Annotated in this window: 24 protein-coding genes; 10 read left to right on the top strand and 14 right to left on the bottom strand. The window is 72.0% G+C overall.

Annotated elements, in window-relative coordinates; translation table 11 throughout:
* Positions 1-101: 101 nt before the first annotated feature.
* On the bottom strand, positions 102-740 hold the full coding sequence (locus ACF068_RS05650) for a GNAT family N-acetyltransferase (RefSeq protein ID WP_392272869.1): 639 nt from the start codon (positions 738-740) through the stop codon (positions 102-104).
* Positions 741-862: 122 nt separating this feature from the next.
* Here ACF068_RS05650 and ACF068_RS05645 point away from each other — a divergent pair, with 122 nt between their 5' ends.
* Together ACF068_RS05645 and ACF068_RS05640 are read left to right on the top strand one after the other, a co-directional pair.
* Positions 863-1,924 (top strand): alpha/beta hydrolase family protein, encoded by a 1,062-nt coding sequence (locus tag ACF068_RS05645; protein ID WP_392272868.1) that lies wholly within the window; start codon positions 863-865, stop codon positions 1,922-1,924.
* Positions 1,921-3,150 carry a DUF418 domain-containing protein gene (locus ACF068_RS05640; RefSeq protein ID WP_392272867.1) on the top strand — a complete coding sequence of 410 codons (1,230 nt, stop codon included), beginning with the start codon at positions 1,921-1,923 and terminating at the stop codon, positions 3,148-3,150. Before ACF068_RS05645 ends, ACF068_RS05640 begins: the two co-directional genes overlap by 4 nt.
* Before the next feature lie 7 nt (positions 3,151-3,157).
* Here ACF068_RS05640 and ACF068_RS05635 read toward each other — a convergent pair whose 3' ends face one another.
* On the bottom strand, positions 3,158-4,336 hold the full coding sequence (locus ACF068_RS05635) for a PP2C family protein-serine/threonine phosphatase (RefSeq protein WP_392273267.1): 1,179 nt from the start codon (positions 4,334-4,336) through the stop codon (positions 3,158-3,160).
* 82 nt (positions 4,337-4,418) lie between these two features.
* Positions 4,419-4,634, bottom strand: a complete 216-nt coding sequence (locus ACF068_RS05630) for a hypothetical protein (RefSeq protein WP_392272866.1) — start codon at positions 4,632-4,634, stop codon at positions 4,419-4,421.
* Between the two features lie 206 nt (positions 4,635-4,840).
* Between ACF068_RS05630 and ACF068_RS05625 the strand changes: the two genes are divergently transcribed.
* Positions 4,841-5,278 carry an ATP-binding protein gene (locus tag ACF068_RS05625; RefSeq protein WP_392272865.1) on the top strand — a complete coding sequence of 146 codons (438 nt, stop codon included), beginning with the start codon at positions 4,841-4,843 and terminating at the stop codon, positions 5,276-5,278.
* A 92-nt stretch (positions 5,279-5,370) separates the two neighbouring features.
* Here the strand turns inward: ACF068_RS05625 and ACF068_RS05620 are convergent, their stop codons facing one another.
* A complete protein-coding gene (locus ACF068_RS05620) occupies positions 5,371-6,537 on the bottom strand; it encodes a PP2C family protein-serine/threonine phosphatase (protein WP_392272864.1) in 1,167 nt (388 codons plus the stop codon).
* Between the two features lie 102 nt (positions 6,538-6,639).
* On the opposite strand from ACF068_RS05620, the gene ACF068_RS05615 reads away from it, so the two are divergent.
* Entirely contained in the window at positions 6,640-7,143 is a 504-nt protein-coding gene (locus tag ACF068_RS05615; protein ID WP_392272863.1) for a MarR family winged helix-turn-helix transcriptional regulator, read from the top strand.
* A 408-nt stretch (positions 7,144-7,551) separates the two neighbouring features.
* On the opposite strand, the gene ACF068_RS05610 is transcribed toward ACF068_RS05615, so the two are convergent.
* On the bottom strand, positions 7,552-7,902 hold the full coding sequence (locus ACF068_RS05610) for a PRC-barrel domain-containing protein (RefSeq protein ID WP_392272862.1): 351 nt from the start codon (positions 7,900-7,902) through the stop codon (positions 7,552-7,554).
* Between the two features lie 407 nt (positions 7,903-8,309).
* Between ACF068_RS05610 and ACF068_RS05605 the strand changes: the two genes are divergently transcribed.
* From ACF068_RS05605 to ACF068_RS05590, 4 genes are all read left to right on the top strand, one after another.
* Entirely contained in the window at positions 8,310-12,824 is a 4,515-nt protein-coding gene (locus ACF068_RS05605; RefSeq protein ID WP_392272861.1) for a HAMP domain-containing protein, read from the top strand.
* 80 nt (positions 12,825-12,904) lie between these two features.
* Complete coding sequence (locus tag ACF068_RS05600; protein ID WP_392272860.1) at positions 12,905-15,388, top strand: GAF domain-containing SpoIIE family protein phosphatase; 2,484 nt, start codon at positions 12,905-12,907, stop codon at positions 15,386-15,388.
* A gap of 86 nt (positions 15,389-15,474) precedes the next feature.
* A complete protein-coding gene (locus ACF068_RS05595) occupies positions 15,475-15,900 on the top strand; it encodes a DUF6003 family protein (RefSeq protein ID WP_392272859.1) in 426 nt (141 codons plus the stop codon).
* 221 nt (positions 15,901-16,121) lie between these two features.
* Positions 16,122-16,637 carry a MarR family winged helix-turn-helix transcriptional regulator gene (locus ACF068_RS05590; RefSeq protein ID WP_392272858.1) on the top strand — a complete coding sequence of 172 codons (516 nt, stop codon included), beginning with the start codon at positions 16,122-16,124 and terminating at the stop codon, positions 16,635-16,637.
* A 56-nt stretch (positions 16,638-16,693) separates the two neighbouring features.
* Here ACF068_RS05590 and ACF068_RS05585 read toward each other — a convergent pair whose 3' ends face one another.
* The 8 genes from ACF068_RS05585 to ACF068_RS05550 all read right to left on the bottom strand — a co-directional run bounded on the left by ACF068_RS05585 (position 16,694) and on the right by ACF068_RS05550 (position 24,187).
* Positions 16,694-17,659, bottom strand: coding sequence for a YihY/virulence factor BrkB family protein (locus ACF068_RS05585; RefSeq protein ID WP_392272857.1), 966 nt, complete (start codon positions 17,657-17,659; stop codon positions 16,694-16,696).
* Positions 17,660-17,823: 164 nt separating this feature from the next.
* Positions 17,824-18,672 carry an RNA polymerase sigma factor SigF gene (locus ACF068_RS05580; RefSeq protein WP_392272856.1) on the bottom strand — a complete coding sequence of 283 codons (849 nt, stop codon included), beginning with the start codon at positions 18,670-18,672 and terminating at the stop codon, positions 17,824-17,826.
* A gap of 168 nt (positions 18,673-18,840) precedes the next feature.
* Entirely contained in the window at positions 18,841-20,049 is a 1,209-nt protein-coding gene (locus ACF068_RS05575) for a phosphatidylserine/phosphatidylglycerophosphate/cardiolipin synthase family protein (protein WP_392272855.1), read from the bottom strand.
* Between the two features lie 133 nt (positions 20,050-20,182).
* On the bottom strand, positions 20,183-20,530 hold the full coding sequence (locus ACF068_RS05570) for an STAS domain-containing protein (protein WP_392272854.1): 348 nt from the start codon (positions 20,528-20,530) through the stop codon (positions 20,183-20,185).
* A gap of 57 nt (positions 20,531-20,587) precedes the next feature.
* Complete coding sequence (locus ACF068_RS05565; protein WP_392272853.1) at positions 20,588-20,989, bottom strand: ATP-binding protein; 402 nt, start codon at positions 20,987-20,989, stop codon at positions 20,588-20,590.
* Positions 20,990-21,274: 285 nt separating this feature from the next.
* Entirely contained in the window at positions 21,275-21,889 is a 615-nt protein-coding gene (locus ACF068_RS05560; protein ID WP_392272852.1) for a hypothetical protein, read from the bottom strand.
* Between the two features lie 133 nt (positions 21,890-22,022).
* Positions 22,023-22,445 carry an acyl-CoA thioesterase gene (locus tag ACF068_RS05555; RefSeq protein ID WP_392273266.1) on the bottom strand — a complete coding sequence of 141 codons (423 nt, stop codon included), beginning with the start codon at positions 22,443-22,445 and terminating at the stop codon, positions 22,023-22,025.
* Positions 22,446-23,128: 683 nt separating this feature from the next.
* On the bottom strand, positions 23,129-24,187 hold the full coding sequence (locus tag ACF068_RS05550) for an RICIN domain-containing protein (RefSeq protein ID WP_392272851.1): 1,059 nt from the start codon (positions 24,185-24,187) through the stop codon (positions 23,129-23,131).
* A 187-nt stretch (positions 24,188-24,374) separates the two neighbouring features.
* On the opposite strand from ACF068_RS05550, the gene ACF068_RS05545 reads away from it, so the two are divergent.
* Together ACF068_RS05545 and ACF068_RS05540 are read left to right on the top strand one after the other, a co-directional pair.
* A complete protein-coding gene (locus tag ACF068_RS05545; protein WP_392272850.1) occupies positions 24,375-24,872 on the top strand; it encodes a DUF2975 domain-containing protein in 498 nt (165 codons plus the stop codon).
* Positions 24,872-25,129, top strand: a complete 258-nt coding sequence (locus ACF068_RS05540; protein WP_392272849.1) for a helix-turn-helix domain-containing protein — start codon at positions 24,872-24,874, stop codon at positions 25,127-25,129. The genes ACF068_RS05545 and ACF068_RS05540 overlap by 1 nt, the downstream gene beginning before the upstream one ends.
* A 76-nt stretch (positions 25,130-25,205) precedes the next feature.
* Here ACF068_RS05540 and ACF068_RS05535 read toward each other — a convergent pair whose 3' ends face one another.
* Complete coding sequence (locus ACF068_RS05535) at positions 25,206-25,961, bottom strand: DUF2637 domain-containing protein (RefSeq protein WP_392272848.1); 756 nt, start codon at positions 25,959-25,961, stop codon at positions 25,206-25,208.
* Positions 25,962-26,123: the final 162 nt, after the last annotated feature.

Below are 26,123 nucleotides of genomic sequence, written 5' to 3'. Positions count from 1 at the left end.
GGCCGGGTCGGCGGCACCCGGGGCGGCGGCGTCCGGGCCGCCCGGCGCGGCGGCGTCCGAACCGCCCGGCGCGGTGGTCCGCGGGGTGGTGGGGCGGGCGTTCACCGGGACCCTCCCGTCGCGGAGGCGTCCGCTCCGGTGACCGGGCGGTGCATCGTCGCGACCGCGCCGAACCCCATCAGGCCGCGCAAGTACGGGGTCCGCTCGGTACGGACGGTGGTGAACCCGTGCCGTTCGTACAGCGCTTTGGCCCGGGGGTTGACGTCGATGACGTCCAGCCGGACGCGGCGGCAGCCGTGGTCGGCCGCGACCGCCGCGATCTCCTCCAGGAGCAGACCGCCGATGCCGCCGCCGCGGTGCGCGGCGTCCACAGCGATGCCGTCCATCACCAGTTCGCCCTCGGCGGGCGTCCGCTCGAACAGGGCGAGGACCGCGAGGCGGGGCAGGCCGCGGAACAGGCCGTAGGCCGACAGCACGTCCTTCACGCCGCCGCCGGTCAGCGCCCGGTCACCGAGCCGGTATCCCGCCACTCCGACCACCCGGCCCCCGACGAGGGCGGTCACGCCCCGGTCGTGCCGCAGGTGGTCCGCGATGAACCGGCGCCCCACCTCGGGCGGATCGAGGGCGGGGGCGAGCTTGCGGCCGAACGCCTCCCAGTACAGCGCCGCCACCCGCTCCTCCTCACCCTCGGGCACGCCCCTGCGTACCGCCGCCGGCCTCCTGCCCTCCGTCGACACCATGCCGCTCCTCCCCTTCCGCCTTCTCCACGGGCGCCCTTGCGCGGATCGCCCTTGCATGGTCGAGTGTAATACGTTCATGCTGACAACGAGCGTTTCAAACACGAACGATTTGAGGGGTGGGGATGTCGGTGCGACTGCGGATGCCCGAACGACGCCGGTGGCGCTGGACGGTGCGGGCGGTGGTGGCCGCCCTGGTGGTGACCGCCGGGCTCGCCGGGGTGACGGTGTGGCAGAACACCTACGCGCTACGGGAGGAGAAGGTGTCGCTGCGGCACGCGGGGAAACTGCTCCAGGGCGTGCTCGCCCTTCCCGAGACGGGTGACGGGCCGTTCGGCGTGGTCGTCTTCGTCCACGGGGACGGACCGGTCGACGCCACGCACGACACGTTCTACCGCCCGATGTGGGAGTCCTTCGCCCGGGCCGGGTACGCCTCGCTGTCGTTCAGCAAGCCCGGTACCGGCGGTTCCGAGGGCGACTGGCTGGACCAGAGCATGGCGGACCGGGCGTCGGAGACGCTGGCCGCGGTGGCCTGGGCGCGGAGCCGCCCGGACATCGACGGGCGGCGGGTCGGGCTGTGGGGCGCCAGCCAGGCCGGCTGGGTGCTGCCCAAGGTCGCCGCGCGCGACCCGCGCCTCCAGTTCGTCATCGCCGTCTCCCCGGCGGTCAACTGGCTGCGCCAGGGCCGGTACAACCTCCTCGCCGAGCTGCGGCGCGACGGCGCCACGCCCCGTGAGGCACGAGCGGCGCTGCGCCGCCGGGAGACCACCTTGCGCCTGCTCGAACGGGGCGCGCCCTTCGCCGAGTACCGGGACACGGTCGGCGACGGGGACGGGATGACAGCCGCGCGATGGTCCTTCATCGCCCGGAACTTCACGTCGGACGCCACTGCGGACCTGCGGGCCATGCGCGGCACACCCGTCCTGCTGGTGCTGGCCGGCCACGACGTCAACGTGGACGTCGCCGAGACCGAGGCCGTCTACCGCCGGGTCCTGCCGGCCGCCTCCCTCCGGGTCGCCCGCTACCCCGGCGCCACCCACTCCCTGGTGGACCACGACGTGGAGGGGTCCGAGTGGCGTCTGACGCTGACCGCCGTCCTCGCACCCAGGAAGCTGTACACCGACGGGTTCCTCGCCGACCAGTCCGGGTACGTCGCGCGCCTGGGCGTCCGGAAGGGGGCGGCATGACCAGCACCACCGGCACCGCTCCCCCGGCCGGCGCCCCGGGGACGGCCACCGGGCGCCTGGCCGCGGTGGACGCGCTGCGCGGCTTCGCCCTCTTCGGCATCCTGATCGTGAACATCACCTACCTCGCCTCCGCCCACCACGGCACCGGTGTGGAGGACCCCGGCTTCGACGGCCCCGTCGACCACGCGGTACGCGCACTGGTGGCGATGTTCTTCGAGGCCAAGTTCTTCCTGCTGTTCTCGTTCCTGTTCGGCTACGGCTTCACCCTGCAACTGGCGTCCGCCGCGCGGGCCCGGGCGCGGTTCGCCCCCCGCTTCCTCCGCCGCCTGGCCGGGCTGTTCCTCCTGGGCGTCGCCCACGCCGTGCTGCTGTTCCCCGGCGACATCCTCACCACCTACGCCGTCCTCGGCCTGGTCCTGCTGGCGCTCCGGCGCATCGCACCGCGTACGGCCGTACGTCTCGCGGTGGCGCTGCTCACCGTCACCGCCGCCGCCTTCGCGCTGCTCGCGATGGCCCTGCGCGCGGCCGGTGGCGGCGGCCCGGACCGGGCCGCGGCGGCGGCCGAGGGAGCCGCGGCCACCGACGCCCTGCGCGGGGACGCCGCCTCGGTCGTCGCGGCCCACCTGGAGCAGTTGCCGGACGTCGTGCTCATGCTGGTGTTCTTCCAGGCGCCGGCGGCGCTCGCCGCCTTCCTCCTCGGCCTGGCCGCGGGCAAGCACCGGGCGCTGGACGGCATCGCCCCGCACACCCGGGTGCTGAAACGCCTCCAGGTCTGGGGCTTCACCGTGGGACTGGGCGGCGGCGCGGTCTACGCCCACGCCGCCTCGACCCGCCCCGGGAGCGCCTACCACCTCCTCGCCGTGGGCGTCGACGTGGTCACCGCGCCGCTGCTGGCCGCCGCGTACGCGGCCACCGTCCTGCGCCTCGCCCACGGCCCCCGCGCCCGTACCGTGACCGCCGCGCTGGCACCGGCCGGGCGGATGACGCTCACCAACTACCTGACACAGTCACTGGTGTGCGCCCTGCTGTTCACCGGATACGGAGCCGGGCTCGTCGGCCGTGTGCCGCCCGCGGGCGTCGCGGGCGTCGCCGTCGCGCTGTTCACCGTCCAGGCGGTGGCCTGCCGGTGGTGGCTCGCCCGCCATCCGTACGGGCCGGTCGAATGGGTGCTGCGGGCCTGGACCAACCTCGCCCGGCCCGCCTGGCGGAGGACCGGAGCCCGCTAGCGACCGGTCAGGCCTGGGCGGGACGCCCGTGCCAGTCCAGGCAGATGACCAGCGCGTCGTCGTCCAGCGGGTTGTCGCCGTGGTGGGCGGTGAGTTCGCGCATCATCGCGGCCGGCACCTGGGTGGGAGGCAGCAGGCGGGCGGCGCTCAGCGCCCGAGCCAGGACCTGCTCCCCGTACGCCTCCCCGGTCGTGGCCGAGGGGGTCGTGTAGACGCCGTCGCTGGCGAACAGCAGCCTGTCACCGGGTTCCGCGGTGAAGAACTCCGGCCGGTACTGGGTGTCCTCGAACATGCCGAGGGGCAACTGGGCCTCGAAGTGGAGGGGTTCCACCACGCCTCCGCGCAGTTGCCAGGCCCGGGGTGATCCCGCGTCGACCACCTCGACCTGTCCCGTTTCGAGCGCGAAGCGCAGGAGGAGCACCGACACATAGGAGCGGCCGCGGTACTGGGCGTAGACCGCCTGGTCCGCCAGGGCGGCCTGGCCGGCGAGGTCGAGGCCGGCGCGACGGGCGTTGCGCAGCGCGTTGACGGCGAGGTTGGTCAGCAGGGCCGCGTCGATGCCCTCGCCCATCCCGTTGGTGACGGTGAGGGTCAGGTGGTCGGCGGAGATGGACCAGTCGTAGTTGTCGCCGAGTATCGCGTACGCCGGTTCCAGGTGTGCCCCGATGGTGAACTCCGTGCGGGAACAGGCACGGCCGGGCAGGAGCTGCCACTGCATCTCGGCGGCGAGGGTGAGACGGGCGGCGCGCCGGGCCAGGACGTAGAGGTCGGTGTCCCGTTCGGCGACCAGGATCTCGTGGCCGAGCGCCTCGCCGATGTGCTGTATCTCCGGCAGCACCTCCGTGACGGGCCGGCCGGCCGGCAGCCGCACCGACAGGACACCCAGCCGGTCGCCGCGGATGGTGACCGGCAGGTGCACGTCGGTCGCGCCGGTCGCCTCGTCGGCGACGACCACCGGCTCCTGGGAGCCGAAGGCGCGGCCTTCCGGGCTGTTGTGGATGGCGACCGGTTCGCTGGCCCACGGCACCCGTTCGACGGCTTGCAGGGACCGCACCCCGTAGTCCGCGAGCCTGAGGTCGACGCGGTCGGCCCCGTACTCCCGGGTCAGGGCGGTCGTGACGACTTCGAGGAGCGTGTGCGGCGCGGCGGCCCGCAGGGCCCGGTCGACGGCGGTGAGCCTGTCCACGTCCTGCACGGTGTTTCCCTGGGGCGACGGTAGGGGCTCCACCTGCCTCAGTCTAGGCCGGGCGGCCCGGGGCCGCCCGCGGTCACCGACCAGAACCGGCGGGGCGCCGCATGCCCGTCCCGGCGGCCTTCGGCCGGTCCCGCCGGTGACCGCCCGGGACGGCACCGCGCCGGTCCGTCGCCCCGGCCCCGGCGCGCCCGCGGGGGCCGCTCGCGGAGCAGAGGGAGGCGATGATCGCCGCCAGGGTGAGGAAGGCGGCGGCGAGCATCAGGGTGGGAACGGCATGGACGAGGTTCATCGGCGCTCCGGGTCGGTGGGACGACTGAAGGTCACCGGCGCGGATACCCGTGATCGGCCGCTCGACGCCCCGCCGCCGGTGGTTCCCGGTAGCGGTGGGGCGGGGCGGGTCGGCCGGTCGCGTGAGGCGGCGATCGCCGGTGAGTAGATCACCGGCGACCGGGAAGGCGGACAATTCACACCAGACGGACAGGCGGGAGGTCAAGGATGGTTTCCGGACCACTCAAGGACGACTGGAACGGAGTGCACGGCGACGTCGCCGAGGGCCTGAGCGCACGTTTCGACGGGGACATCGGCAATGTCACGGACGCACGGCTGGCGGCGGGTCTCTTCCTGGACACCCTCGGGTGCTCCGATCCACCCACGGAGGCCGACAGCAGGGACGACGTGATGCTGGTGGTCACGGAGCTGGCGGCCAACGCCGTCCAGTACGCTCCGGGGCCCTTCGCCCTGCGGGTGCGGCGCACCTTCGACGGGGTCCACGTGATGGTCCGGGACGGCAACCCGGAGCCGCCGAGGCCGGTGCCGCGCAGCTCGGCCGGGAAGCCCGGCGGGCTGGGCTGGCTGATCGTCCAGGCGCTGGGCGAGGTCAGCGTACTGCTCCAGGAGGACGGCAAAGAGGTGCACGTCTTCCTGCCCTGGTAGGCGCCGGGCCGCTCCGGTGGGCGCCGGGCCGCCCCGCCTCCGGGCCGCCTTCCCCGAGCCCGGCCGGGGAGGGGGTCCGGCCGGGCCGCGGGCTAGTGGCGGCCGTGCCAGTCGAGGCAGACGACCATGGCGTCGTCATCGGCGTCGATGGACCCGCGGTGTCCGGCGAGCTCCTGGAGCACCGCGCGGGGCACCTGGGAGGGCGGGAGCAGCCGGGTCGCGGCCATCGCCCGGGTGAGGGCCTGCTCGCTGTAGCGCTCGCCGGCCGGTGAGGCGACGTCGTACACCCCGTCGCTGAGGAAGAACAGGCGGTCGCCCGGCTGCACGCTGAAGGACTGGGGCGCGTAGTTGGTGTCCTCGAACATGCCGAGCGGGAGCTGGGCCTCGAGGGCGACGGGCTCCGCCTTGCCCTGCCTCAGCCGCCACATCTTCGGCGATCCGGCGTCCACGATCTCGGCCTGCCCGGTCGCGAGGTCGAAGCGGAGCAGGAGGACGGAGAGGTGCGCGGCTCCGTGGTAGTGACCGTAGATGGCCTGGTCCGCGAGGAACGCCTGGTCGGCGAGCGACAGGCCGGCGCGGCGGGCGTTGCGCAGCGCGTTGATGGCGAGACTGGTCAGGATGGCCGCCTCGATGCCCTCGCCCATGCCGTTGGTGACGGTGAGGGTGAGATGGTCGGCGGAGGCGGACCAGTCGAAGTTGTCGCCGTAGATCGCGTAGGCCGGTTCGAGCTGGGCGCCGATCTCGTACTCGGGGCGGGAGCAGGAGCGGCCGGGCAGGAGCTGCCACTGCATCTCGGCGGCGAGGGTCAGCCGGCTGGCGCGGCGGGCCTGGAGGTACAGGTCGGTGTCGCGCTCCGCCACCACGATCTCGTGCCCGAGGACCTCGGCGATGTCGTGCAGCTCCCGCTCGGTGGCGGTGGTGTACGCGTCCTCGGGGAGGCGGACCGTGAGCACGCCGATGCGGTCGCCGCGCACACTGACGGGGAGGTGGGCGATCACGTCGGCGCCGGGGACGCGCTTCTCCACGTGCGGCCGCTGGGAGCCGAAGGCGCGTCCGGGAGCGCTGGCGTGGACGGGAACGGGCTCGGTGGTGACAGGGAGGGCATTGACCGGTTGCAGTATGGTCATCGCGTAATCGGCCATGAGCAGGTCGACGGAGACGGCCGTGTAGTGGGTGATGAGCGCGTCCCGTACTGCTTCCAGGAGAGCGTGGGGCGGGGCCCCGCGCAGCGCGCGTTCCACAGCCGAGAATCTGTCCACCGTTCGATTACCACCTGTTCGGGAAGAAAGAGTAGAAGGAGTGGATGGCCTCTTATGTCCCAGCGACTGACAAGGCCGTTGCAAAGTGTCACAGTTGATGACATGCATTCCGAGACTTCTCCAGGTGCCGACCGGGATGCCGCCGCCCACGCCGCGCGGGAAGTCATCGAGCTGCTCGAAGTGCTGTGGAACAAGGGCCGGGACATGACCTCACCCGCCCCCGTCTCCTCCTCACAGCTACGCGTGCTCTACATCCTGGACCGCGACCGGCCCATCAACCTGCGCACCCTGGGAGACGACCTCGGCTCCGCACCCTCCTCCATCAGCAGGATGTGCGACCGCCTCGACGCCCTCGGCTTCATCGAACGCTCCCCCAGCACCGCCAGCCGCCGCGAACTCGAACTACGCCTCTCCAGCCGCGGCGAAAGCTACCTCAAAGACCTCCGCGCCCGCCGCCAGACCGCCCTGCTCGACGTCATCTCCGCCATGCCACCCGCACAACGCGCCGCACTCGCCACCGGCCTGAACGGCTTCCGCCTCGCCCTCGAGGACACCACGGAGAGATCCGACGGCACGGACGAGGACGGCACGGCCGAGTCCGCATGACCACTGGAAGCGGTCGGCATGTCGCCGGGTACACAGTCACCTGCCTTCGGTTCTCGGGCGCGCGGTCATCGACGGAGCACGCAGAGCGACTCGCACGAGGCAAGAGTGTTTCCTGCGGCGCATAGTTGTCAAACGGCAACTGTTTCTTCGCGTCACCTTGCGTTCACCCGCACCCCCGCCCGTCCGCCACGGTGGCCCCACCGGCACCCGCTCCGCGCACTCGACGTCGCCGTTCCGGTGCATACCCACCATTTCGCCACCGAGCCGGCGCCCCGCCCGGGCCGGCGCCGTCGGGGTCCGCCGACCGGAACGCCGTGGCCTGCCTCCAGGGCGGCCCGGCACCGCCCTGGAGGCAGGGCGGTGCCGGGCGTCACGGCCCGGTGGACCACCCTCCCGGGTGACCGCCCCTCACATGGCGGGGGTGCCGTAGTAGCCGCCGAGCAGTCGGCGGTACTCCGGGTTCCCGAGGTGCTCGGCCGGGTCGAACCCGGGGGCGTTGTCGATCTGCTCGCGGGTGCGGTCCACACGTACGATGTGCTCTTCGAGGTCGATCTCGGTCACCGTGCCGGCGGGCAGCAGCACGCGCCTGCCGAAGATCCACGGACCGGTGTCGACCACCAGGCAGGCGGATCCGGCCGCACCGGAGTGCCTGTCGACCTTGCCGATGCTCCCGTCGGTCGCCTCCACCTCGTAGCCCTCGAGCTGTGCGGGGTCGATGTGGCGGAGGACGGACGGGTACTCCCAGAGGCTTTCGGACATACGGCTCCCTTGGTGCGGCCCGCTGTGGGGCATGCTCAGGTGGTGTGCTTCACTCCTGGCCGCGCTTCTTCCCGGGCGCCGGACGGTCATGCGCCCCCGCACGGGCCGCGGGGGCCGCGGCGCCTGCCCCCGGGGCCGCCGGATTCGGCCGGGACTGGCGGGAAGTGCGCCTTGGGCCCCGATTGCTCTCGTGATGCCACGTGGGTTAGCCTGCGGCGTATTTGTCGTACGGCAATGGTTAAGTGTCGAAAGAATGGTATGACGGCGCGCTCCCTCGATCCTGGGTGTGCGCCGGTTCGGTCTTTTCGTCGCGGGATCTGAGCGGAACGAGGTTGGTCATGGCTGAGACGGCGGTCGAAGGTGCACGTGCCGTGCCGCGGTCACGGCCCTCCCGAGGGGGCGGCAAGGTGGGTGAGACGGAACTCCGGCAGTTGCTGGCGGGTCTCACGGCGGTGCGCGACGGGGATTTCGGCACCAGGCTTCCCGATGAGGAAGACGGGCTGATCGGCGAGATCGCCACCGTCTTCAACGGCATGGTCGACCAGTTGTCGCTGTTCACCTCCGAGGTGACCCGTGTGGCCCGGGAGGTGGGTACCGAGGGGACCCTCGGCGGCCAGGCGGTGGTGCCGGGCGTGTCGGGCACCTGGGCGGACCTCACCGATTCGGTGAACGCCATGGCGGGCAACCTCACGACCCAGGTCCGCGACATCGCCCAGGTGGCGACGGCGGTGGCCAAGGGCGACCTGTCGCAGAAGATCGACGTGGACGCGCGCGGCGAGATCCTGGAACTGAAGGACACCGTCAACACGATGGTCGACCAGCTCTCCGCCTTCGCCGACGAGGTCACCCGCGTCGCCCGCGAGGTCGGCAGCGAGGGCCGGCTGGGCGGCCAGGCCGAGGTGCCCGGCGTCGGCGGCGTGTGGCGGGACCTCACCGACTCGGTGAACTTCATGGCCGGCAACCTCACCGACCAGGTCCGCAACATCGCCCAGGTCACCACGGCGGTGGCCAAGGGCGACCTGTCGCAGAAGATCACCGTCAACGCGCGCGGCGAGATCCTGGAACTGAAGAACACCATCAACACGATGGTCGACCAGTTGTCGTCGTTCGCCGACGAAGTCACCCGTATGGCGAGGGAAGTGGGCACCGAGGGGATCCTCGGTGGCCAGGCCGACGTCAAGGGGGTCTCCGGCACCTGGCGGGACCTCACCGACTCGGTGAACTTCATGGCCGGCAACCTCACCGCCCAGGTGCGCTCGATCGCCCAGGTGGCGACCGCGGTGGCCAAGGGCGACCTCTCCCAGAAGATCACCGTCACGGCCCGCGGCGAGATCCTGGAACTGAAGAACACCATCAACACGATGGTCGACCAGCTCTCCGCCTTCGCCGACGAGGTCACCCGCGTCGCCCGCGAGGTCGGCACCGAGGGGCGGCTCGGCGGGCAGGCCGACGTCAAGGGCGTCTCGGGCACCTGGAAGGACCTCACCGAGTCGGTGAACGTCATGGGCGACAACCTGACGGCCCAGGTGCGTTCCATCGCCGAGGTGACCACCGCGGTGGCACAGGGAGACCTGTCGCAGAAGATCCGTGTCGACGCCCGGGGCGAGATCCTGGAGCTGAAGGAGACCATCAACACGATGGTCGACCAGCTCTCCGCCTTCGCCGACGAGGTCACCCGCGTCGCCCGCGAGGTGGGCACCGAGGGCAACCTCGGCGGGCAGGCGACCGTCCGGGGCGTGTCGGGCACGTGGAAGGACCTCACCGACAACGTCAACGTCATGGCCTCCAACCTGACGGGACAGGTGCGGTCCATCGCCCAGGTGGCCACCGCGGTGGCCCGGGGTGACCTGTCGCAGAAGATCACCGTCGAGGCGAAGGGTGAGGTCGCCGCGCTCGCCGGGGTGATCAACACCATGGTGGACACGCTCTCCGCGTTCGCCGACGAGGTCACCCGTGTGGCCCGCGAGGTGGGCACCGAGGGCATGCTCGGCGGCCAGGCGCGCGTGCCCAACGTGGCGGGCACCTGGAAGGACCTCACCGACAACGTCAACTCGATGGCGAACAACCTGACCAATCAGGTGCGCAACATCGCCCTCGTCACCACCGCCGTCGCCAACGGCGACCTGTCGAAGAAGATCGACGTCGACGCCCGGGGCGAGATCCTGGAGCTGAAGACGACCATCAACACGATGGTCGACCAGCTCTCCGCCTTCGCCGCCGAGGTCACCCGTGTGGCACGCGAGGTGGGCAGTGAGGGCCGGCTCGGCGGGCAGGCGGAGGTCGAGGGCGTGTCGGGCACGTGGAAGCGCCTGACGGAGAACGTCAACGAACTCGCGGGCAACCTGACCCGGCAGGTGCGGGCCATCGCCGAGGTGGCCAGCGCGGTGGCGGAGGGCGACCTGACCCGCTCCATCACCGTCGACGCCTCCGGCGAGGTCGCCGAGCTCAAGGACAACATCAACTCCATGGTGGAGTCACTGCGCGAGACCACCCTGGCCAACCAGGAGCAGGACTGGCTCAAGTCCAACCTCGCCCGCATCTCCGGTCTGATGCAGGGCCACCGGGACCTCGCCGTGGTCGCCGAGCTGGTGATGGACGAGCTGACGCCGCTGGTGTCGGCCCAGTACGGCGCCTTCTACCTCGCCGAGGAGGCCCAGGAGGGGACGGAGCTGACGCTCGTCGGCTCCTACGGCCGTCCCGTCGACTTCGCCGGCCACGCCCGCTTCAGACTCGGCGAGTCCCTGGTCGGCCAGGCCGCGCGCAGCCGCCGTACGATCGCCGTCGACGAGCTGCCGGGCGACTACGTCAGCGTGTCCTCCGGACTCGGCGAGTCCGCCCCGGCCAGCCTGATCATCCTGCCGATCGTCGTGGAGGACCAGGTCCTCGGCGTCATCGAGCTGGCGTCGTTCACCACCTTCACCCCGGTGCACCGGGACTTCCTCGAACAGCTCATGGAGACGCTGGGCGTCAACGTCAACACCATCGTCGCCAACGCCCGCACCGACGAGCTGCTGGACGAGTCTCAGCGCCTGACCGCCGAGCTCCAGGCCCGTTCCGAGGAACTCCAGGTGCAGCAGGAGGAGCTCCAGCGGTCCAACGCGGAGCTGGAGGAGAAGGCGGCGCTGCTGGCCGCCCAGAACCGCGACATCGAGACCAAGAACCTGGAGATCGAGCAGGCCCGGCAGGAACTGGAGGCGCGCGCCCAGCAGTTGTCCCTCGCCTCCAAGTACAAGTCGGAGTTCCTGGCCAACATGAGCCACGAGCTGCGCACCCCGCTGAACAGCCTGCTCATCCTCGCCCAGTTGCTGGCGCAGAACCCGACCCGCAACCTGACCCCCAAGCAGGTCGAGTACGCGGGCATCATCCACTCGGCCGGGTCCGACCTGCTCCAGCTCATCAACGACATCCTGGACCTGTCCAAGGTCGAGGCCGGCAAGATGGACATCAACCCGGAGGTCGTGGCGCTGCGGCAGCTCCTCGACTACGTCGAGGCGACGTTCCGGCCGATGACCACGCAGAAGAACCTCGACTTCACCATCAGCACCGCTCCGGGTGTGATGACCGATGTGATGACCGACGACTCGCGGCTGCGGCAGGTGCTGCGCAACCTGCTGTCCAACGCGGTCAAGTTCACCGAGCGGGGCAGCGTCGAGCTGCGCATCGAGATGGCCGCGGAAGGCGAGCTGCCGCCGTCGGTCCACCGGGGCGGGCCGGTGATGGCGTTCCGTGTCAAGGACACCGGCATCGGCATCCCCGAGCAGCACCTGGAGGCCATCTTCGGCGCCTTCCAGCAGTCCGACGGCACCACCAGCCGCAAGTACGGCGGCACCGGACTGGGGCTCTCCATCAGCCGGGAGATCGCCCACCTCCTCGGTGGCGCGGTGACCGCGGAGAGCACCCTGGGCCGGGGCAGCACCTTCACCCTCTACCTGCCGGTGGCGCGGGGCGACTGGGAGGTCAGCACCAGCACGGCGGGCAGCCCCGCCCTGGAGGCGGCGGCCGGGGCGGCCGAGTCCGCCGACAGCGGCGCGGCACCGGTCCGCCCGACGCCCGTGCCACGGCAGAAGCGGCGCCTCCTGGTCGTCGAGGAGCGCAACAGGGGCCTGCTGTCCCTGGTGGCCGAGAGCGCGGTGTCCGACCTGTCCGGCAACGGCGACCTCGCCAAGCGCACGTCGGACATCGAGGTGATCAGCGCGGTGGGCGCGCAGGAGGCGGCGGAGAGCCTGGCCGCCGGCCCGTTCCACTGCGTCGTCCTGGAGCTGGACATGCCCAAGGACGCGGCCACGCAGTTCCTGGACGCCATGGACGGCGACCCGGCGGTGACGACCGTGCCGGTCCTGGCGCACAACAGCCGCCGCCTGGAGCGGGCGCAGGAGGAGAAGCTGGAGTCCCGGTCGGCCACCCGGCCGCTGGAGCTGATCTCCAGCCTCGACGAGCTGCGCGAACGCATCGCGCTGCACCTGTCGGCGGAGGAACCGGGGGACGTCCTGCCGCTGGTGCGCGCCGACGAGACACGCCAGCAGTCCTCCCAGCCCGTCGACGGCACCCTCACCGGGCGTACCGTACTGGTGGTGGACGACGACGCCCGCAACCTGTTCGCGATCAGCGGCATCCTGGAGCTGCACGGCATCGAGGTGCTGCACGCCGAGAACGGCCGCAAGGGGATCGAGGCACTGCGCGAGCACCCCGAGGTCGATCTGATCCTGATGGATGTGATGATGCCCGAGATGGACGGTTACGCCGCGACCCTGGCGATCCGGGAGGACCCGGCCTACGCCCAGCTCCCGATCATCGCGGTGACGGCCAAGGCCATGCCGGGCGACCGGGAGAAGAGCCTGGCCTCGGGGGCGAGCGACTACGTCACCAAGCCGGTGGACGCCAACGACCTCATCGCCTGCATCGGGCGGTGGCTGCCCGCCTGAGGTACCACGACGCGGGCCCTGGCCGGGCCCGCGTCCCCGCGCCGTCCCCCGTCCTTGCCGACCGAGGAGTCAGCAACACCGTGAGCACTCCTGAGTATCCCGGGCGACCCGTCCAGGAGGACGAGTCGCCGACGCCCGGCCTCCCGCCGGGCCGGCCCTCCCCGCACGTCCCGGTCCAGGCCGGTGCGGAACCGACGGCACCGGCCGTCCCCGGCGGAGAGGCGCAGGGAGTCGGCAGACTGGCCGCGACCGTGGAGCGGCTGCGCGGCGAGATCCTGGCGGCGCAGGCGGCGGCCGACGGCCGTGCCCTGATCGAGCTGGCCAAGGGCGTGCTCATCGAGCGGCTCCGCTGCGGCCCCACGGTGGCCGCCCAGCAACTGGCCGCGCTGGCGGACGAGTCGGGCGTCTCGCAGCTGGAACTCGCGGCGGACATCGTCAACCAGGCGGCCCGGGACCACGTCACCGAGATCGCCACCGGCTTCGTCCGCAGGACGAGCGGCGAGGCGGACACCGACGAGGAGGACGGCGCCTCGGTGGGCGTACGGCTGCGCACGGCCGAGAGCGGCGCCCTGGCGGCCGGGGACACCCAGGCGGTGGCCGAATCGCTGCTCGCCCACGCGCTGACCCCGCTGGGCGCCGTCGCGGTCGCCGTGTGGACGGTCGGCTCCGACGCGTCGCTGACCCTGGCCGGGTACGCCGGGTTCCCGGCCGACGAGGCGGGCCGCTGGCGGTACGTACCGCCGGGCGTGGCCACCCTGGCCCGTCAGGCCCTGAGCCGGCGGCAGGCGGTCCGCGCGGCCTCCCTGTCCGCGGCGGGCCCGCCGTCCATCGGCTGGACGCGCAACCCCGGCGGCGGGCGCATCGCCGTCCCCGCGGGAACCGGTGGCCGGATCCACGGGATCCTGGAGATCTGCTGGCCCGGCCCCCTGGAGCCGCAGCCGCCGCAGATCGTGCGGCAGATCGAGGCGCTCGCCGAGCTCTGCGCCCACACCCTGGAGGGCCGGCCCGGCACGGTGGCCCCGCCGTCGGCGGACGCCTGGACGGGCATGCCGGACCTGACCGAGCTGGTGGACCTGGTGGAAGGGCTGTACGACCCGGCGCTGGTCCTGGTCCCCTTCCTGACCCCCGAGGGCCAGCTCGCCGACTTCCGCATCCACCACGTCAACGACCACTTCGTCGATCCGGCCGGCCGTCCCCGCAACGCGGTGCACGGGGCGCTGCTGCTGGAGGCGTACCCCATGGCCATGGGCGGCAGCGAGCTGTTCGAGAAGATCGAGCGCGTCTACGCCACCGGTGAGCCGTTCCGGGCCCAGCGGATGACGCTGACCGCCCTGGTCGACCAGGTTCCCCTGAGCGCCGTCGTCGACATCAGCGCCAGCCGGCACGGCAGCAGCGTCCTGCTCATCTGGCGCGTGGAGGACGAGGCGGCACGGCTGGCGAACCTCCTCCAGCACGCCCAGCGGCTGGGCCGGATCGGCGGTTTCGAGGAGAACGTGGCCACCGGCCAGATCGTCTGGAACGACCAGCTCTTCGACCTGTACGGCCTCCCCTACACCACGCGGCCCGTGCCCCTGGCGGAGCTCGCCGCGCACGCGCACCCGGACGACGCGGTGTCCATCGGGCGCTTCCTGCGGGCGGTGCTGCACCACCGCCGGCCGGCGTCGGCCGCCTTCCGCCTCCAGCGCCCGGACGGGGTGACCCGGCACATCCGGGTGATCGCCGAGCCGGTCCTGGACGCCGACCACAGGCTGCTGGCGGTCCGGGGCGCCTACCAGGACATCTCCGCGCAGCACTGGACCGAGGTGGCGCTGGCGGCGACCCGCGACCAGCTCGCCCACACCGAGCAGCAGGCCGCCGAACGCAACCGGCTCACGCTCCAGTTGCAGCACGCGATCATGCCCCCGACCCAGGCGCCGCTGGACAGTCCGGGCCTCCAGATCGCCGTGCGCTACCGGCCCGCCGAGTCCGAGTCCATGGTGGGCGGGGACTGGTACGACGCCGTCGTCCTGCCCTCCAAGCAGGTCATGCTGTGCGTGGGGGACGTGGCGGGGCACGGGATAGAGGCCGCCACGAGCATGGTGGTGCTGCGCAACGCCATGCGCGGTCTGGCCGTCACCGGTGCGGGCCCCGGGCAGCTTCTGTCCTGGCTGAACATCGTGGCCCACTACCTGACCGAGCCCGTCACCGCCACGGCCGTCTGCGGTCTGTACGACCCGCACAAGGGCACGTTGCGCTGGGCCCGGGCGGGGCACCTCCCGCCGGTGCTGATCCGGGGCCAGAAGGCCACCACGCTGCGCACCGTCAGCGGCATACTCCTCGGCGCCCTGGCGGAGACCTCCTACGAGGAGGAGGAACTCCAGATGTCGCCGGGCGACACCCTGCTGATGTACACCGACGGACTGGTGGAGCGCCGGGACGAGTCGGTCCAGGACTCCCTGGCCCAGTTGCTCACCAACGCCCGTATACCGACCACCACCCTCGAGCAGCGGCTGGACGGTCTGCTCACGCACAGCAAGTCGGACACCGACGACGACACCTGTCTCATCGGTATCCAGGTCGTCTGACGCGTCGGCTCCGTGTGCCGGGGCATACGGAGCCGGTGGCGGCGACGCCCCCTGTTCAGGACCGACGGAAGAAGGCGATGCACCCGATGGCCGATGACGCGTACCTGTTCCTGCTCCCCGACCGGCGCCCCCGGCTGGGTGCCGCCCTGGCGGCCGTCGGCCCGCTGGAGTGCGCCGAGACACCGGCCGTACGCGCCTGGCTCCAGGCCCACGAGGTGCCCGCCGCCTCGGAGCAGCTCCGGGTGCTGCCCGCCGACGCGGAGGTCTTCATCCCCGAGGACGCCGAGCGCCTTCCCGTACCGCTGAGCGAGGAGGAGGAGACGCGGGTCCGCCAGGAGTGCGCGCCGCAGACGGTCACCGAGATGGAGACCGAGCTCCTGGAGTTCCGGGAGACGACGCAGGACTGGGAGGCCCTGGTGCACCGGGCCTTCACGGCCGGTGTGCCGGCGCAACGCATCGCCCTGCTCACGGGCCTGGACCCGCAGGACATCGGCCGGCTGCTCCAGTCCTGACGGCCGTCGTGTCCCCGTCCCGGTGCTCGCCGCGCCCCGCGTGCCCCGGGGCGGCAAGCCCCCGGGGGCCCCGCGACGGGGGCATAGGCTGGCCCGCGGCTCGGAAGCGTCCCGCGGTGCCACGGACGAGTCGTACGTCGAGGTTGTCGATCAGCGGTACCAAGGAGGGTCACGTGTCCCAGCCCCTGACAAGGCCGTTGCGAAGTGTCACAGTTGATGACATGCATTCCGAGACTTCTCCAGGTGCCGACCGGGATGCCGCCGCCCACGCCGCGCGGGAAGTCATCGAGCTGCTCGAAGTGCTGTGGAACAAGGGCCGGGACATGACCTCGCCCGCCCCCGTCTCCTCCTCACAGCTACGCGTGCTCTACATCCTGGACCGCGACCGGCCCATCAACCTGCGCACCCTGGGAGACGACCTCGGCTCCGCACCCTCCTCCATCAGCAGGATGTGCGACCGCCTCGACGCCCTCGGCTTCATCGAACGCTCCCCCAGCACCGCCAGCCGCCGCGAACTCGAACTACGCCTCTCCAGCCGCGGCGAAAGCTACCTCAAGGACCTCCGCGCCCGCCGCCAGACCGCCCTGCTCGACGTCATCTCCGCCATGCCACCCGCACAACGCGCCGCACTCGCCACCGGCCTGAACGGCTTCCGCCTCGCCCTCGAGGACGGCGAGGCGGCGGCGGGTACGGACGGCGGTGCCCCGGCGACGGTGGAGTCCGTGGAGACCGCCTGAGCCGCCCCGTGACCGGCCGGCGGGCGTCCCGGGGGCGGCCCCCGTGGCCGCCCCGTTCAGCGGCCGGGGCCGGGGTCGGGGTGGACGGGCCGGGTGATGCCGGCCCGGGCCGCTTCGAGCTGGGCGGCGAACGCGATCCCGAGGAACAGCGCCGCGCCGGTCACGTTCGCCCACAGCAGCAGGGCGACGAAGGCGCTCAAGGGACCGTAGACGGCTCCGAACGAACCGCTGGTGTTGATGTACAGCGCGAGGAGCACGGTGGCGCCGACCCACAGCAGCAGGTGGACGCACGAGCCGAAGACGAGCCAGGTGTAGCCCGGCTGGTCGCGGCGTGGCGCCCAGCGGAAGACGACGGCCGAGGCGAGCGCGGCGAGGACGACCCCGACCGGCAGGTGGAGGTGGTCCCACCAGGTGAGCAGCGACGGCGGCCAGTGTGCCGCCCGCACCACGGCCCGTCCGATGTCCCGCCCCGCGACGATGGCGAGGAACCCGCCGCCCAGCGGGAGTCCGGCGAACAGGGCGAGCAGCATTCCCCTGCCGTACTTCACGGCGAAGGGCCGGTCGCGCTCGATGCCGTAGATGCGGTTGCAGCCGCGTTCCACCTGGCCCATGGCGGAGGCGAGGTTGACCACGGCGAAGACCAGGCCCATCCACATGGCCACGGCGCCGGCCGTGTCCCCGCCGGCGCTGCGCCGGGTGTCGCTGAGCACCTGGCGCACCACGTCGCCGCTGACGCCGGGCACGATCCCGGCCAGGGCCAGTTCGATGGCCCGTCCGATGCTCTCGGTGTGCATGGTGGTGGCGATGCCGACCAGGGCGATGGTGAACGGCACGATGCCGAGGACGACCTGGTACCCGAGGCTGCGGGCGAAGCTGAACCCGTCCGCGTAGCGGAAGCGCGCGAAGGAGTCGATGAGCAGCTTGCGCCCGCCGTAGCGCCGCAGGGCGGCGAACGCCTCGTCGCCGGACAGTTCCTCGCCGACCATGTCCCGGGTCTGCGGGACGTGTACGACCGTTCCCATGGGTCCTTCCGCCTGCCTGTGCCGCCGCGGTCGTGGCCGTGGGCGCGGTCGCCACGGTCGTGGCCGTCCGCGTCGCCGAACGGTACCGGAAGGCCCGGTGGCACGACCGCGGGCCGGCGCGGCGGTGCGGGCCGGCCCGCGTGGGTGTCGGTGGGGGTTCGGGGTCAGTCCACCGTGAGCATCCCGGCGCGCAGGCGCCCGAGGATGCGGGTGAGGAGGCGGGAGACGTGCATCTGGGAGACGCCGAGGTGCTCGCCGATCTGCGCCTGGGTGAGCTCCTCGACGAACCGCAGGTGCAGGATGGAGCGGTCGCGCTCGTCGAGCTGGTGGATGAGGGGCGCCAGGGACTGGAAGTTCTCGACGAGTTCCATGCCCGGGTCCTCGGTGCCGATGAAGTCGGCGAGGGCCGCGTCGTCCTCGTCGCCGCTGTTGATGGCGGCGTCCAGTGAGGTCGAGTTGTATCCGTTGGAGGCCAGCCGGGCCTCGATGACCTCGTCCTCGGTGAGGCTCATCAGGGCGGCCAGCTCGCTGACCTTGGGAGCGCGGCCGAGCCGGGTGCTGAGCTCGTCGGTCGCCTTGGCGAGTTCGACGCGCGCCTCCTGGAGCCGGCGCGGCACGTGCACCGCCCAGGAGGTGTCGCGGAAGAACCGCTTGATCTCGCCGACGATGTACGGCACGGCGAAGGTGGGGAACTCGACCTCCCTGGAGAGCTCGAACCGGTCGATCGCCTTGATCAGTCCGATCATGCCCACCTGGACGATGTCTTCCATCTGGTCGCCGCGGCTGCGGAACCGGCCCGCGGCGTAGCGGACCAGCGACATGTTCATCTCGATGAGGGTGTTCCGGGCGTACTGGTACTCCGGGGTGCCCTCCTCGAGGACCGCCAGCTTGTCGAAGAACATTCTGGACAGGGCGCGGGCGTCCTTGGGCGCGAGATTCTCCGGTGCCTCGATCTCGGGCAGTTCGGCGACACCGGCCCGCGTGTCCGTTCCCCATGCCACGGCAGTCGTCATCGCCCTGTCCCCTCCCACACGAACACATCATCGAAAAAGGCCTGGTAGTCGGCCGCAGATCGGCGCTTACCCCGTCCTAAGCATCTCATGCACACATTTTTTACGGCGTCTTCCGCGGACACGACGGGGACGGTTCGGGGGCCGGGCCGGGGGCGGTTCGGGGGAGGTTCAGAGGAAGCGCCGGATGGGGGTGACCGCCGCCTCGAGAACGCGGTGGAGGGGGGAGCGGTGGCGCCAGCGGGTGAGGCTGACCGCACGGCTGCGGTCCACGTCCTCGTCGAAGTCGCCGTCGAGGGTGGCGGTGAAGGCCTCGTCCAGGACGGCGAGCATCACTTCCTCGTCGTGGTCCATGGAGCGCCGGTTGAAATTGGTGGATCCGATCAGGGAGGCGATCCCGTCCACCGTGATGATCTTGGCGTGCATCATGGTCGGCCGGTACTCGCGGATCTCGACGCCGGCCTCGAGCAGCGCACCGTAGTGGCGCTGCCCGGCGAGCCGGCAGGCCCGCTGGTCGGTGTACTCACCGGGGAGCAGGATCTGGACGGTGACCCCGCGTCGGGCCGTGGCGCAGAGCAGGTCGACGAAGTACGCGTCGGGGGCGAAGTAGGCGGTGGCGAGACGGAAGCGCTCCTGCGCCGAGTCGAGCATGACGCGGATGAGCGTCTGCATGTCCTGCCAGCCGATGCTGGCGGAGCCCCGCACCACCTGCACGATCGCGTCACCGTGCTGGGAGTGTTCGGTGAAGCGGTCCCGGGCGTCGAACAGCTCGGTGTGGCACTCGGCCCAGTTCTGGGCGAACGCGGCGGCTATCCCGTCGACGGCCGGGCCGCGGACCTGGACGTGGGTGTCCCGCCACTCGTCGGGGTTGCGGGCGTCGCCGCACCATTCCTCGGCGATGCCGACGCCGCCCGTGAACGCCGTGTGCTCGTCGACGATCAATGCCTTGCGGTGGCACCGGTGGTTCTGCTTGAGCGGTGAGAGCCACAGCGGCTTGCGGAACCAGGCCACGCGGACGCCGGCACTCTCCATGTCGTCGAGCAGGGTGTTCTCGATCTGCCGGGCGCCGAAGCCGTCGAGGAGGAGGCGTACGCGCACTCCCGCCCGGGCGCGCTCGGCGAGGGCCGCGGCGAACTCACGCGCGATCTCGCCCCGCCAGTAGACGAAAGTCATCATGTCGATGGTGTGCTCGGCGCCCCGGATGGCGCGCAGCATGGCGGGGAAGATCTCGTCGCCGTTGCGCAGGCGGAGGAGCTGGTTCCCCTCGGTGGCGGCGGCTCCGATCAGCCGTTCGAGGCGCCGGCGCAGGCGCTGCTTCCGTTCGGTCACGGTCATGCGCGCGACCGGGGCGCCGGGTCTCATGGGGTCGGTGACAGTCATGTGGGCTCCAGCTCCGGGGGAACCCGCGGCTCCCGGGGATGCCTGGACGGCCGCGGGTCGCGGGGACACTGACGAAGCTCCGCATGCCCTGTCGGGCCCGTTCCACGCCACCGCCTCCGCGGTGGGCGCCGGGTCAGGCGGCGAGGGCGTCGCCGACGGTGGGGTACAGCGGGATCGCCTCGCCGAGGCCCACCAGTTCGATGACTCTGAGCACCGAGGGCTGCGGGTTGACCAGCCGGACCCAGCCGCCCCGGGCGTGGGTGTCGCGCTGGACCCGGAGGAAGGCGTTGACCCCGGAGGAGTCCATGAACGTCAGGCCGGACAGGTCGAGCAGCAGGCAGTGGACGCCCTGCTCCCGGGCACGGTCGACCGCCTCGTCCAGGTGGGCCACGCCCTCGTAGTCGAGCTCGCCACCGATGGTCACGACCCCCACGCCGCCCGGACGCACCTCGACCCCCACCTGCACCCCGGAGCGCTCCATGTCTGCTTCCTCCTCAGCACCGCAACTGTCTGGACCGGCCGAAAATCAGGGGGTACGTCACTCCATCACGAGGCAGGCCCGGACGCGCTTGCCCGTCGAGAGGGGCTCCACGTCCACGCTCACGCACAGCGCGAGCACGATCTCCAGGCCGTGCTGCCCGACCCTGCCCGGGTCGGGTGCGTGGGCGACCGGAGCCACCTCGTACCCGTCGGACACCGCGATCTCCAGCATCCCGCCGTTGAGGTCGAGCTCGACCCGGCAGGGCCCGCCGGCGTGCCGGACGACGTTGGTGACGAGCTCGCTCACCACGAGCCGGGCGTCGTCCACCGCGCGGGGCCGTATCGACGCCCCGTCGCCCTTGTTCGCCAGCAGGAACGCAGCGGTGAAGTCCCTGGCCGATCCGATGGCCCCGTTCAGGTCCGTGTAGACCTTCGAGGCGGATGCCTGCGTGCCTCCCACAGGCGAACCTCCCCGCCTCGTCATCCGCTCAGCCACCCGGTCCGGTCGCGAAGCCTCAAGGGAGGCTGTGCTGTCACTGTGCATCCAATCCGCCCCCCATTGCGCTCCGGTCTCCTTCCGCTGGCCTCTACCCCGTACCCATATTCTGAATCAGGCCACTGACACCGTTCCAGCGCCCCGCAAGCTTGCCTCTTCTGGTAGGTCACCGGCAGGCCGGTTCGGCGAAACCTCACCCGTCCGAGTTCCTGGGGTGACCGCGGCGGTCTCCGCCGGGTGCCGCCGCGGTCAGCCGCGGGTGCAGGTGTACACGGTCCGGCTGTCGCCCTCGACGTGGGCGATGCGGAGGGTGCCCTTGGCGTACTCGACCTCGAGGTTCTGGCCCGTGTCGGCCGAGGAACCGCCGGGCGGCTGCCACGGGAGGACCAGCGATTCGCGCGGGCCCACCCGGGCGGGGACGTTCAGCGCGGCCACCCGCACCAGTTCGTCGAGGTCCTCGGGGTTCTCCGGGCCGTGGATGGCCAGGGTGCGTCCCATGAGGGCCCACTGGCCGCCCCACGGGGCGCTCTGGCGGCCGGCGAGGGTCAGGCTCCAGCTACTGGCGGTGATGTCCGCGGTCAGGGTGGTGGCCGTGCCGTTCCCGGTCGGCTCGACGACGACGTTCCACGTACCGGTGACGAAGGCGGCGAAGGCCTTGGTGACGGGACCGGACCCCGTACCGCCCGACCCGGTGTTCCCCGGCCCGTTGTTCCCGGCTCCCGTGTTCCCCGCGCCCGGCGCGGCCGCGCCGGCGCCCGGTCCGCCGCCGTCGCCCGTGCCCTTCCCGCACGCCGCCAGCAGCGACGCCCCGACTCCCACGGCCAGGTAGCGGAGCGCGGTGCGCCGGCCCACCACCCGCGTCACGGCCCTGACCCGGCGAATGCCGGAGAAACCCCGCATGTCGGAAAAACCCCGGATGCGCATCGTCCGTCCCCCGTCGCTCGACATGGATCGCCCGGGCAGCGTACCGGGGGCCGGCAGCCGGGCCCGGCCCGGCTCAGAGGCCGAAGACCTCCGGGGCGTCGGCCAGCGCCCTGAAGCGCTCGCGCGGATCGGCCACGAGCTTCCGCCGCTCGAGGTCCAGCAGGCCCCCGACACCGGTGATCTCGGCGGCCACCGTGCCGTCGGTCCTGCGGATCGTCTGCTCGATGCGGAAGGTCTTGCCCTCGCCCCAGACGAAGGCGCACGTCACCTCCACCTCGTCGCCCGCCCGCAACTCCCGCAGATAGCGCACCGTCACCTCCAGGGCGACGGGTCCCACGCCCTTGGCCAGCAGGTCCGTCTGCCGGATACCGCCCGCCTGCAACAGCGACCAGCGGGCGTGCTCCGCGTACTGGAGGTAGACGGCCTGATTGAGGTGGCCCTGAGTATCGGTCTCGTACCCGCGCACCACAACGGCCACGGAAAACGGCTCTGCCACGTCGCTCCTCCCGGTGTCGGCGCTGATCGGGCGCCTGTTGACCTTGGCAACCGCCGCGCCGGGCCGGGCATTCCGCCGGCCCACCGGGAACGCCCGGCCGGGGCCCGGCCGGGCGTTCTTGAACTCCTCCGTACCGCCGTTGCGCGGGGTGTAGACGCTCTGCCAGCCCATCCAGTGCAGGCCGCCCGGCCCCAGCGTCAGGGTGACGTCGCGCTGCCCGATCCGCTCGCCGGTGGTGTTGGTGACGATGACCTTCGGCACCGCCAGGCCACCGGGTACCGCGGTCACCCCTTCGACCTGCACCACCGGGCGCGGCTTGATCTTGACGGTCAGGTCCTGCGTCTCGCCGTGGGCGGTGAACGAGCCGTGGAAGGTGCCGCCGACCAGAGGGGCGTCCTTCTCCGCCCGCAGGTAGACGTCGTAGGGGCGGGTGTTGACGTGGTTGTTGCTGTTGAACGGCACCCTCGCCGCCTTGCCGTCCGGCGAGATCGTCACCGGGCAGGACATGCCGTAGCAGTTGGGGTTGACGTGGGTGATCCGGGTGTGCGGCGGGCCCTGGACCGTCAGCTCGGCCGGGTGGTTGTCGTGCTGGTTGTTCGGCGGGAGGACCACCTTCTGCGGGGGCCGGGGGACACGGAAGTGCCCGCACGGGTCGATCCGTGCGGGCACTCCACCGGTCGTTCTCAGTCGGTGCAGGAGGTGAACCGGGGGCTCGTCCGGGCCAGGTAGATGCTGGACCTGCCCTGGTCGTCGCTCTTCAGCGGAACGGTGACGGTGTCGGTCGCCTTCCAGGGCAGGCCGTTCGCGTCGAAGGTCCACTCACCGGTGACCTTCGTCGCCAGCTCCGACAGGGCCACCCACCCGTACTGGTGCGACGGGACGCTGATCATCAGGCTGTTGCCCAGGTCCTGGCGCAGGTCGTAACTGACGCTGCCGGACAGGGTGAGGCTGACGCTGGTCTGGACGGGGCTCGCCATGCCCGTGCCGAGACTGGAGGTGAAGGACACCCCGAGCTGGCTGGCCCAGCCGGTGGAGGTGTGCAGCGAGAACGTCCACGGTACGGGCGCCTCGGTGCCGTTGAACCAGACGGGCGAGACGCACTGCGTCGGCAGCGGCTCGGCGGGCGCCTGGGAGCCCTTGGTCCAGAAGCACGTCGACGCGTCCTTCTGGCAGCGCTTGGACGCGTAGTCCACCGCCGTCCGGAAGGCGGCACCGGCCGCCGCCGGGGGAACGCGCCACTGCTGCGCCCTGGTCCCGTTGCAGCCGTAGGTCTGGGTCCACGCGTCATCGCTCTGGGAGGCGAGGACGACGTCGACGCACTTGTTGTCGCCGGCGTTGCGGAGCATGAACACGTCGCCGGTACCGCGCACCGGCTGGAAGTACCAGCGCTGCGCGGTCGATCCGGTGCAGGACTGCTGCCGGAGCGGGAAGCCGACCTCGACGCACTTGCCGGTGGTCCCGTTGACCAGAGTGAACGATCCGTCGGGCTGGGTCTGGGCGTTCCACTTCTGGTGGTAGCCGGGTGCCGAGTTGGTGACGAGGAAGACCCCGTCCCCGGTGTTGCCGTTCTGGACGTCCAGGTTCCGGCCGCTGTTGACGGACGTGAAGGTGAGGCCGGTCAGGCCGGGCCCGTCGTCGGCGTGGGCCGTACCCGTCTGGGCGGTCAGGCCCAGGGTGACGCAGAGCGCGGCGACGAGGACGGCGAGCGCCCTGGGTAAACCGCTGTGTCCGGACTGGTGCATGCCAGAACAACCCCCTTGGGTGTGGACGGTGGTGCGTGTGGTGGTCGGGACCGGCATCCCATCACCGGGGGCCGGGGCGCGCCAAGGCCTCCCCCCTCGCGCCGCCCGTCCGGTGTCCGGAAAGCCCTGTTGCTCGATCTATCGAATCTCGATAGATTCCTATCGTGGTTCGATCGAGGGAGTGGTCATGGGGAAGCTGACGGTGCTTGCGCTGCGCGCCGTGCTGGTGGTGCTGCTGGCCGGCTCGGTGTTCGTGCAGGCGGTGATGGTGCCGCTGCTGGCGATTGACCTGAAGGAGTCCGCCGAGAGCCTGGCGTACGGCCGCGCACCGCTGTTGACGGTGCTGGTCCTGGGCATCGTGACCGTCCAGGTCGTCCTGGTCTGTGTGTGGCGGCTGGTGACGATGGTGCGCCGTGGCACCGTGTTCTCGGACGCCGCCTTCCGGTACGTGGACGTCGTCATCGGGGCGGTCACCGCGGCCGCCCTGCTGCTGTTCGCCGTCGCGGTGCTGCTGGCGCCGGGCGAGGCCGTCGCCCCGGGGATCGTCCTGCTGGTGTGCGGTGCCGTTGTGGCGGTCCTCGGGGTCGCGCTCATCGTGCTCGTCCTGCGCATGCTGCTCGCCCAGGCCGTGGCACGCGACGTCGAGGCGGCGCGCATGCGGGCCGAGCTGGACGAGGTGATCTGATGCCGATCGCCGTCGACATCGATGTGATGCTGGCCCGGCGGAAGATGTCCGTGGGCGAACTCGCGGAGCGCGTCGGCATCACGCCCGCCAACCTGGCGGTGCTCAAGAACGGCCGGGCCAAGGCGGTGCGCTTCACCACGCTCGCCGCGCTGTGCGAGGTGCTCGACTGCCAGCCGGGCGACCTGCTGCGGTGGGTGCCCGGGACCGGCGCCGAGGCTCCGCGGCCCGCCGAGGCCCCGGAGGTCGTGGACGGATGACGCCGGGGCGCGCCCCGGCCGGCCCCCGGGACCGGCCCGGGCGGGGCGCCCAGGCACCCGGGCGGGGCACCCGCGGTCAGGCGGGCGGGTGTTGGCGGGGCGGGGCCGTCGCGTCGCGGTGGCGGGGGGCGGCCTGGCGCGGCGGCCGGGTCAGCGTGATCTGGCGGACGAGCTGCTGGAAGCAGGCCAGCGCCGCCAGGGCGGGCAGCGCGGCCGCCAGGGCGTCGAGGGGCGTCCTCGGCGCCTGGGCGACGCACAGCAGGACGGCGACCGTCGAGAAGAGCAGGACCGCGAACCACGAGTGGGTGGCACGCCGCCGGTGGAAGGCCGCCCGGAGGATGGACAGGGAGGCCACCAGCCAGGGGCCGTAGACCAGCAGGGGCCACCAGCGGACCACCGCGGCGGACGTGCCGGGCTGCGAGGCGTTGCGCAGCAGCGGACCGTAGGCGATCACCCCGCCGTACACGCCGACCATGGCGACGATCACGGCGGTGAGCGCCGCGATGAGGACGCTGCCGGTGCGCAGCAGGGTGATGACGCGCCTCTTCCGCGGCGCCCTGCGACGGCCAGCCGAAGGGCGCGGGAGCGGGGCCGGTTCGGCGGTGGTCCGTTCGGGCCCGGCCGGGGACACCCCGGCACCGCCCGCCGTCGGGGCGGCGTGGACGACCACCGGGGGGACAGGCGGGGGCGCGGTGTCCCACTGCCAGGACGGGTCGGACGCCAGCAGCAGACGGGCCAGTTCGTCGTCCCAGGAGGCGTCCAGGGGGTCGAACGGCGTGGGCTGCCGGTCGTCGAGGTGGGGCGGGGTGCAGTGCGGGGGCGTCTCATACATCACGGGCCCGTCCCGTGAGGGGGGTGGCACGCCGGCCTGCCGATGGTTCGGCGGCGTGGAACTCGGCCTGGATCCTGCCCAGGGTCACCAGCAGGTCCTCGAGGTCGGCGGACGAGTAGTGCAGATCGACGCACCGCCTCCCGTTACGCAGAGTAGGCAGTA

Origin of the sequence: Streptomyces sp. NPDC016309, assembly GCF_043077235.1 — a bacterium.
Classification (GTDB): Bacteria; Actinomycetota; Actinomycetes; order Streptomycetales; family Streptomycetaceae; genus Streptomyces.
The sequence above is the reverse complement of the archived record's forward strand: the minus strand, read 5'-3'. Positions and strand labels throughout refer to the sequence as shown.

What these genes read in the sequence shown, in the direction of transcription:
- ACF068_RS05650 (WP_392272869.1), bottom strand. Translation starts at nt 740, where the DNA reads ATGGTGTCGACGGAGGGCAGGAGGCCGGCGGCGGTACGCAGGGGCGTG.
- ACF068_RS05645 (WP_392272868.1), top strand. Translation starts at nt 863, where the DNA reads ATGTCGGTGCGACTGCGGATGCCCGAACGACGCCGGTGGCGCTGGACG.
- ACF068_RS05640 (WP_392272867.1), top strand. Translation starts at nt 1,921, where the DNA reads ATGACCAGCACCACCGGCACCGCTCCCCCGGCCGGCGCCCCGGGGACG.
- ACF068_RS05630 (WP_392272866.1), bottom strand. Translation starts at nt 4,634, where the DNA reads ATGAACCTCGTCCATGCCGTTCCCACCCTGATGCTCGCCGCCGCCTTC.
- ACF068_RS05625 (WP_392272865.1), top strand. Translation starts at nt 4,841, where the DNA reads ATGGTTTCCGGACCACTCAAGGACGACTGGAACGGAGTGCACGGCGAC.
- ACF068_RS05615 (WP_392272863.1), top strand. Translation starts at nt 6,640, where the DNA reads ATGCATTCCGAGACTTCTCCAGGTGCCGACCGGGATGCCGCCGCCCAC.
- ACF068_RS05610 (WP_392272862.1), bottom strand. Translation starts at nt 7,902, where the DNA reads ATGTCCGAAAGCCTCTGGGAGTACCCGTCCGTCCTCCGCCACATCGAC.
- ACF068_RS05595 (WP_392272859.1), top strand. Translation starts at nt 15,475, where the DNA reads ATGGCCGATGACGCGTACCTGTTCCTGCTCCCCGACCGGCGCCCCCGG.
- ACF068_RS05590 (WP_392272858.1), top strand. Translation starts at nt 16,122, where the DNA reads ATGCATTCCGAGACTTCTCCAGGTGCCGACCGGGATGCCGCCGCCCAC.
- ACF068_RS05585 (WP_392272857.1), bottom strand. Translation starts at nt 17,659, where the DNA reads ATGGGAACGGTCGTACACGTCCCGCAGACCCGGGACATGGTCGGCGAG.
- ACF068_RS05580 (WP_392272856.1), bottom strand. Translation starts at nt 18,672, where the DNA reads ATGACGACTGCCGTGGCATGGGGAACGGACACGCGGGCCGGTGTCGCC.
- ACF068_RS05575 (WP_392272855.1), bottom strand. Translation starts at nt 20,049, where the DNA reads ATGACTGTCACCGACCCCATGAGACCCGGCGCCCCGGTCGCGCGCATG.
- ACF068_RS05570 (WP_392272854.1), bottom strand. Translation starts at nt 20,530, where the DNA reads ATGGAGCGCTCCGGGGTGCAGGTGGGGGTCGAGGTGCGTCCGGGCGGC.
- ACF068_RS05550 (WP_392272851.1), bottom strand. Translation starts at nt 24,187, where the DNA reads ATGCACCAGTCCGGACACAGCGGTTTACCCAGGGCGCTCGCCGTCCTC.
- ACF068_RS05545 (WP_392272850.1), top strand. Translation starts at nt 24,375, where the DNA reads ATGGGGAAGCTGACGGTGCTTGCGCTGCGCGCCGTGCTGGTGGTGCTG.
- ACF068_RS05540 (WP_392272849.1), top strand. Translation starts at nt 24,872, where the DNA reads ATGCCGATCGCCGTCGACATCGATGTGATGCTGGCCCGGCGGAAGATG.
- ACF068_RS05535 (WP_392272848.1), bottom strand. Translation starts at nt 25,961, where the DNA reads ATGTATGAGACGCCCCCGCACTGCACCCCGCCCCACCTCGACGACCGG.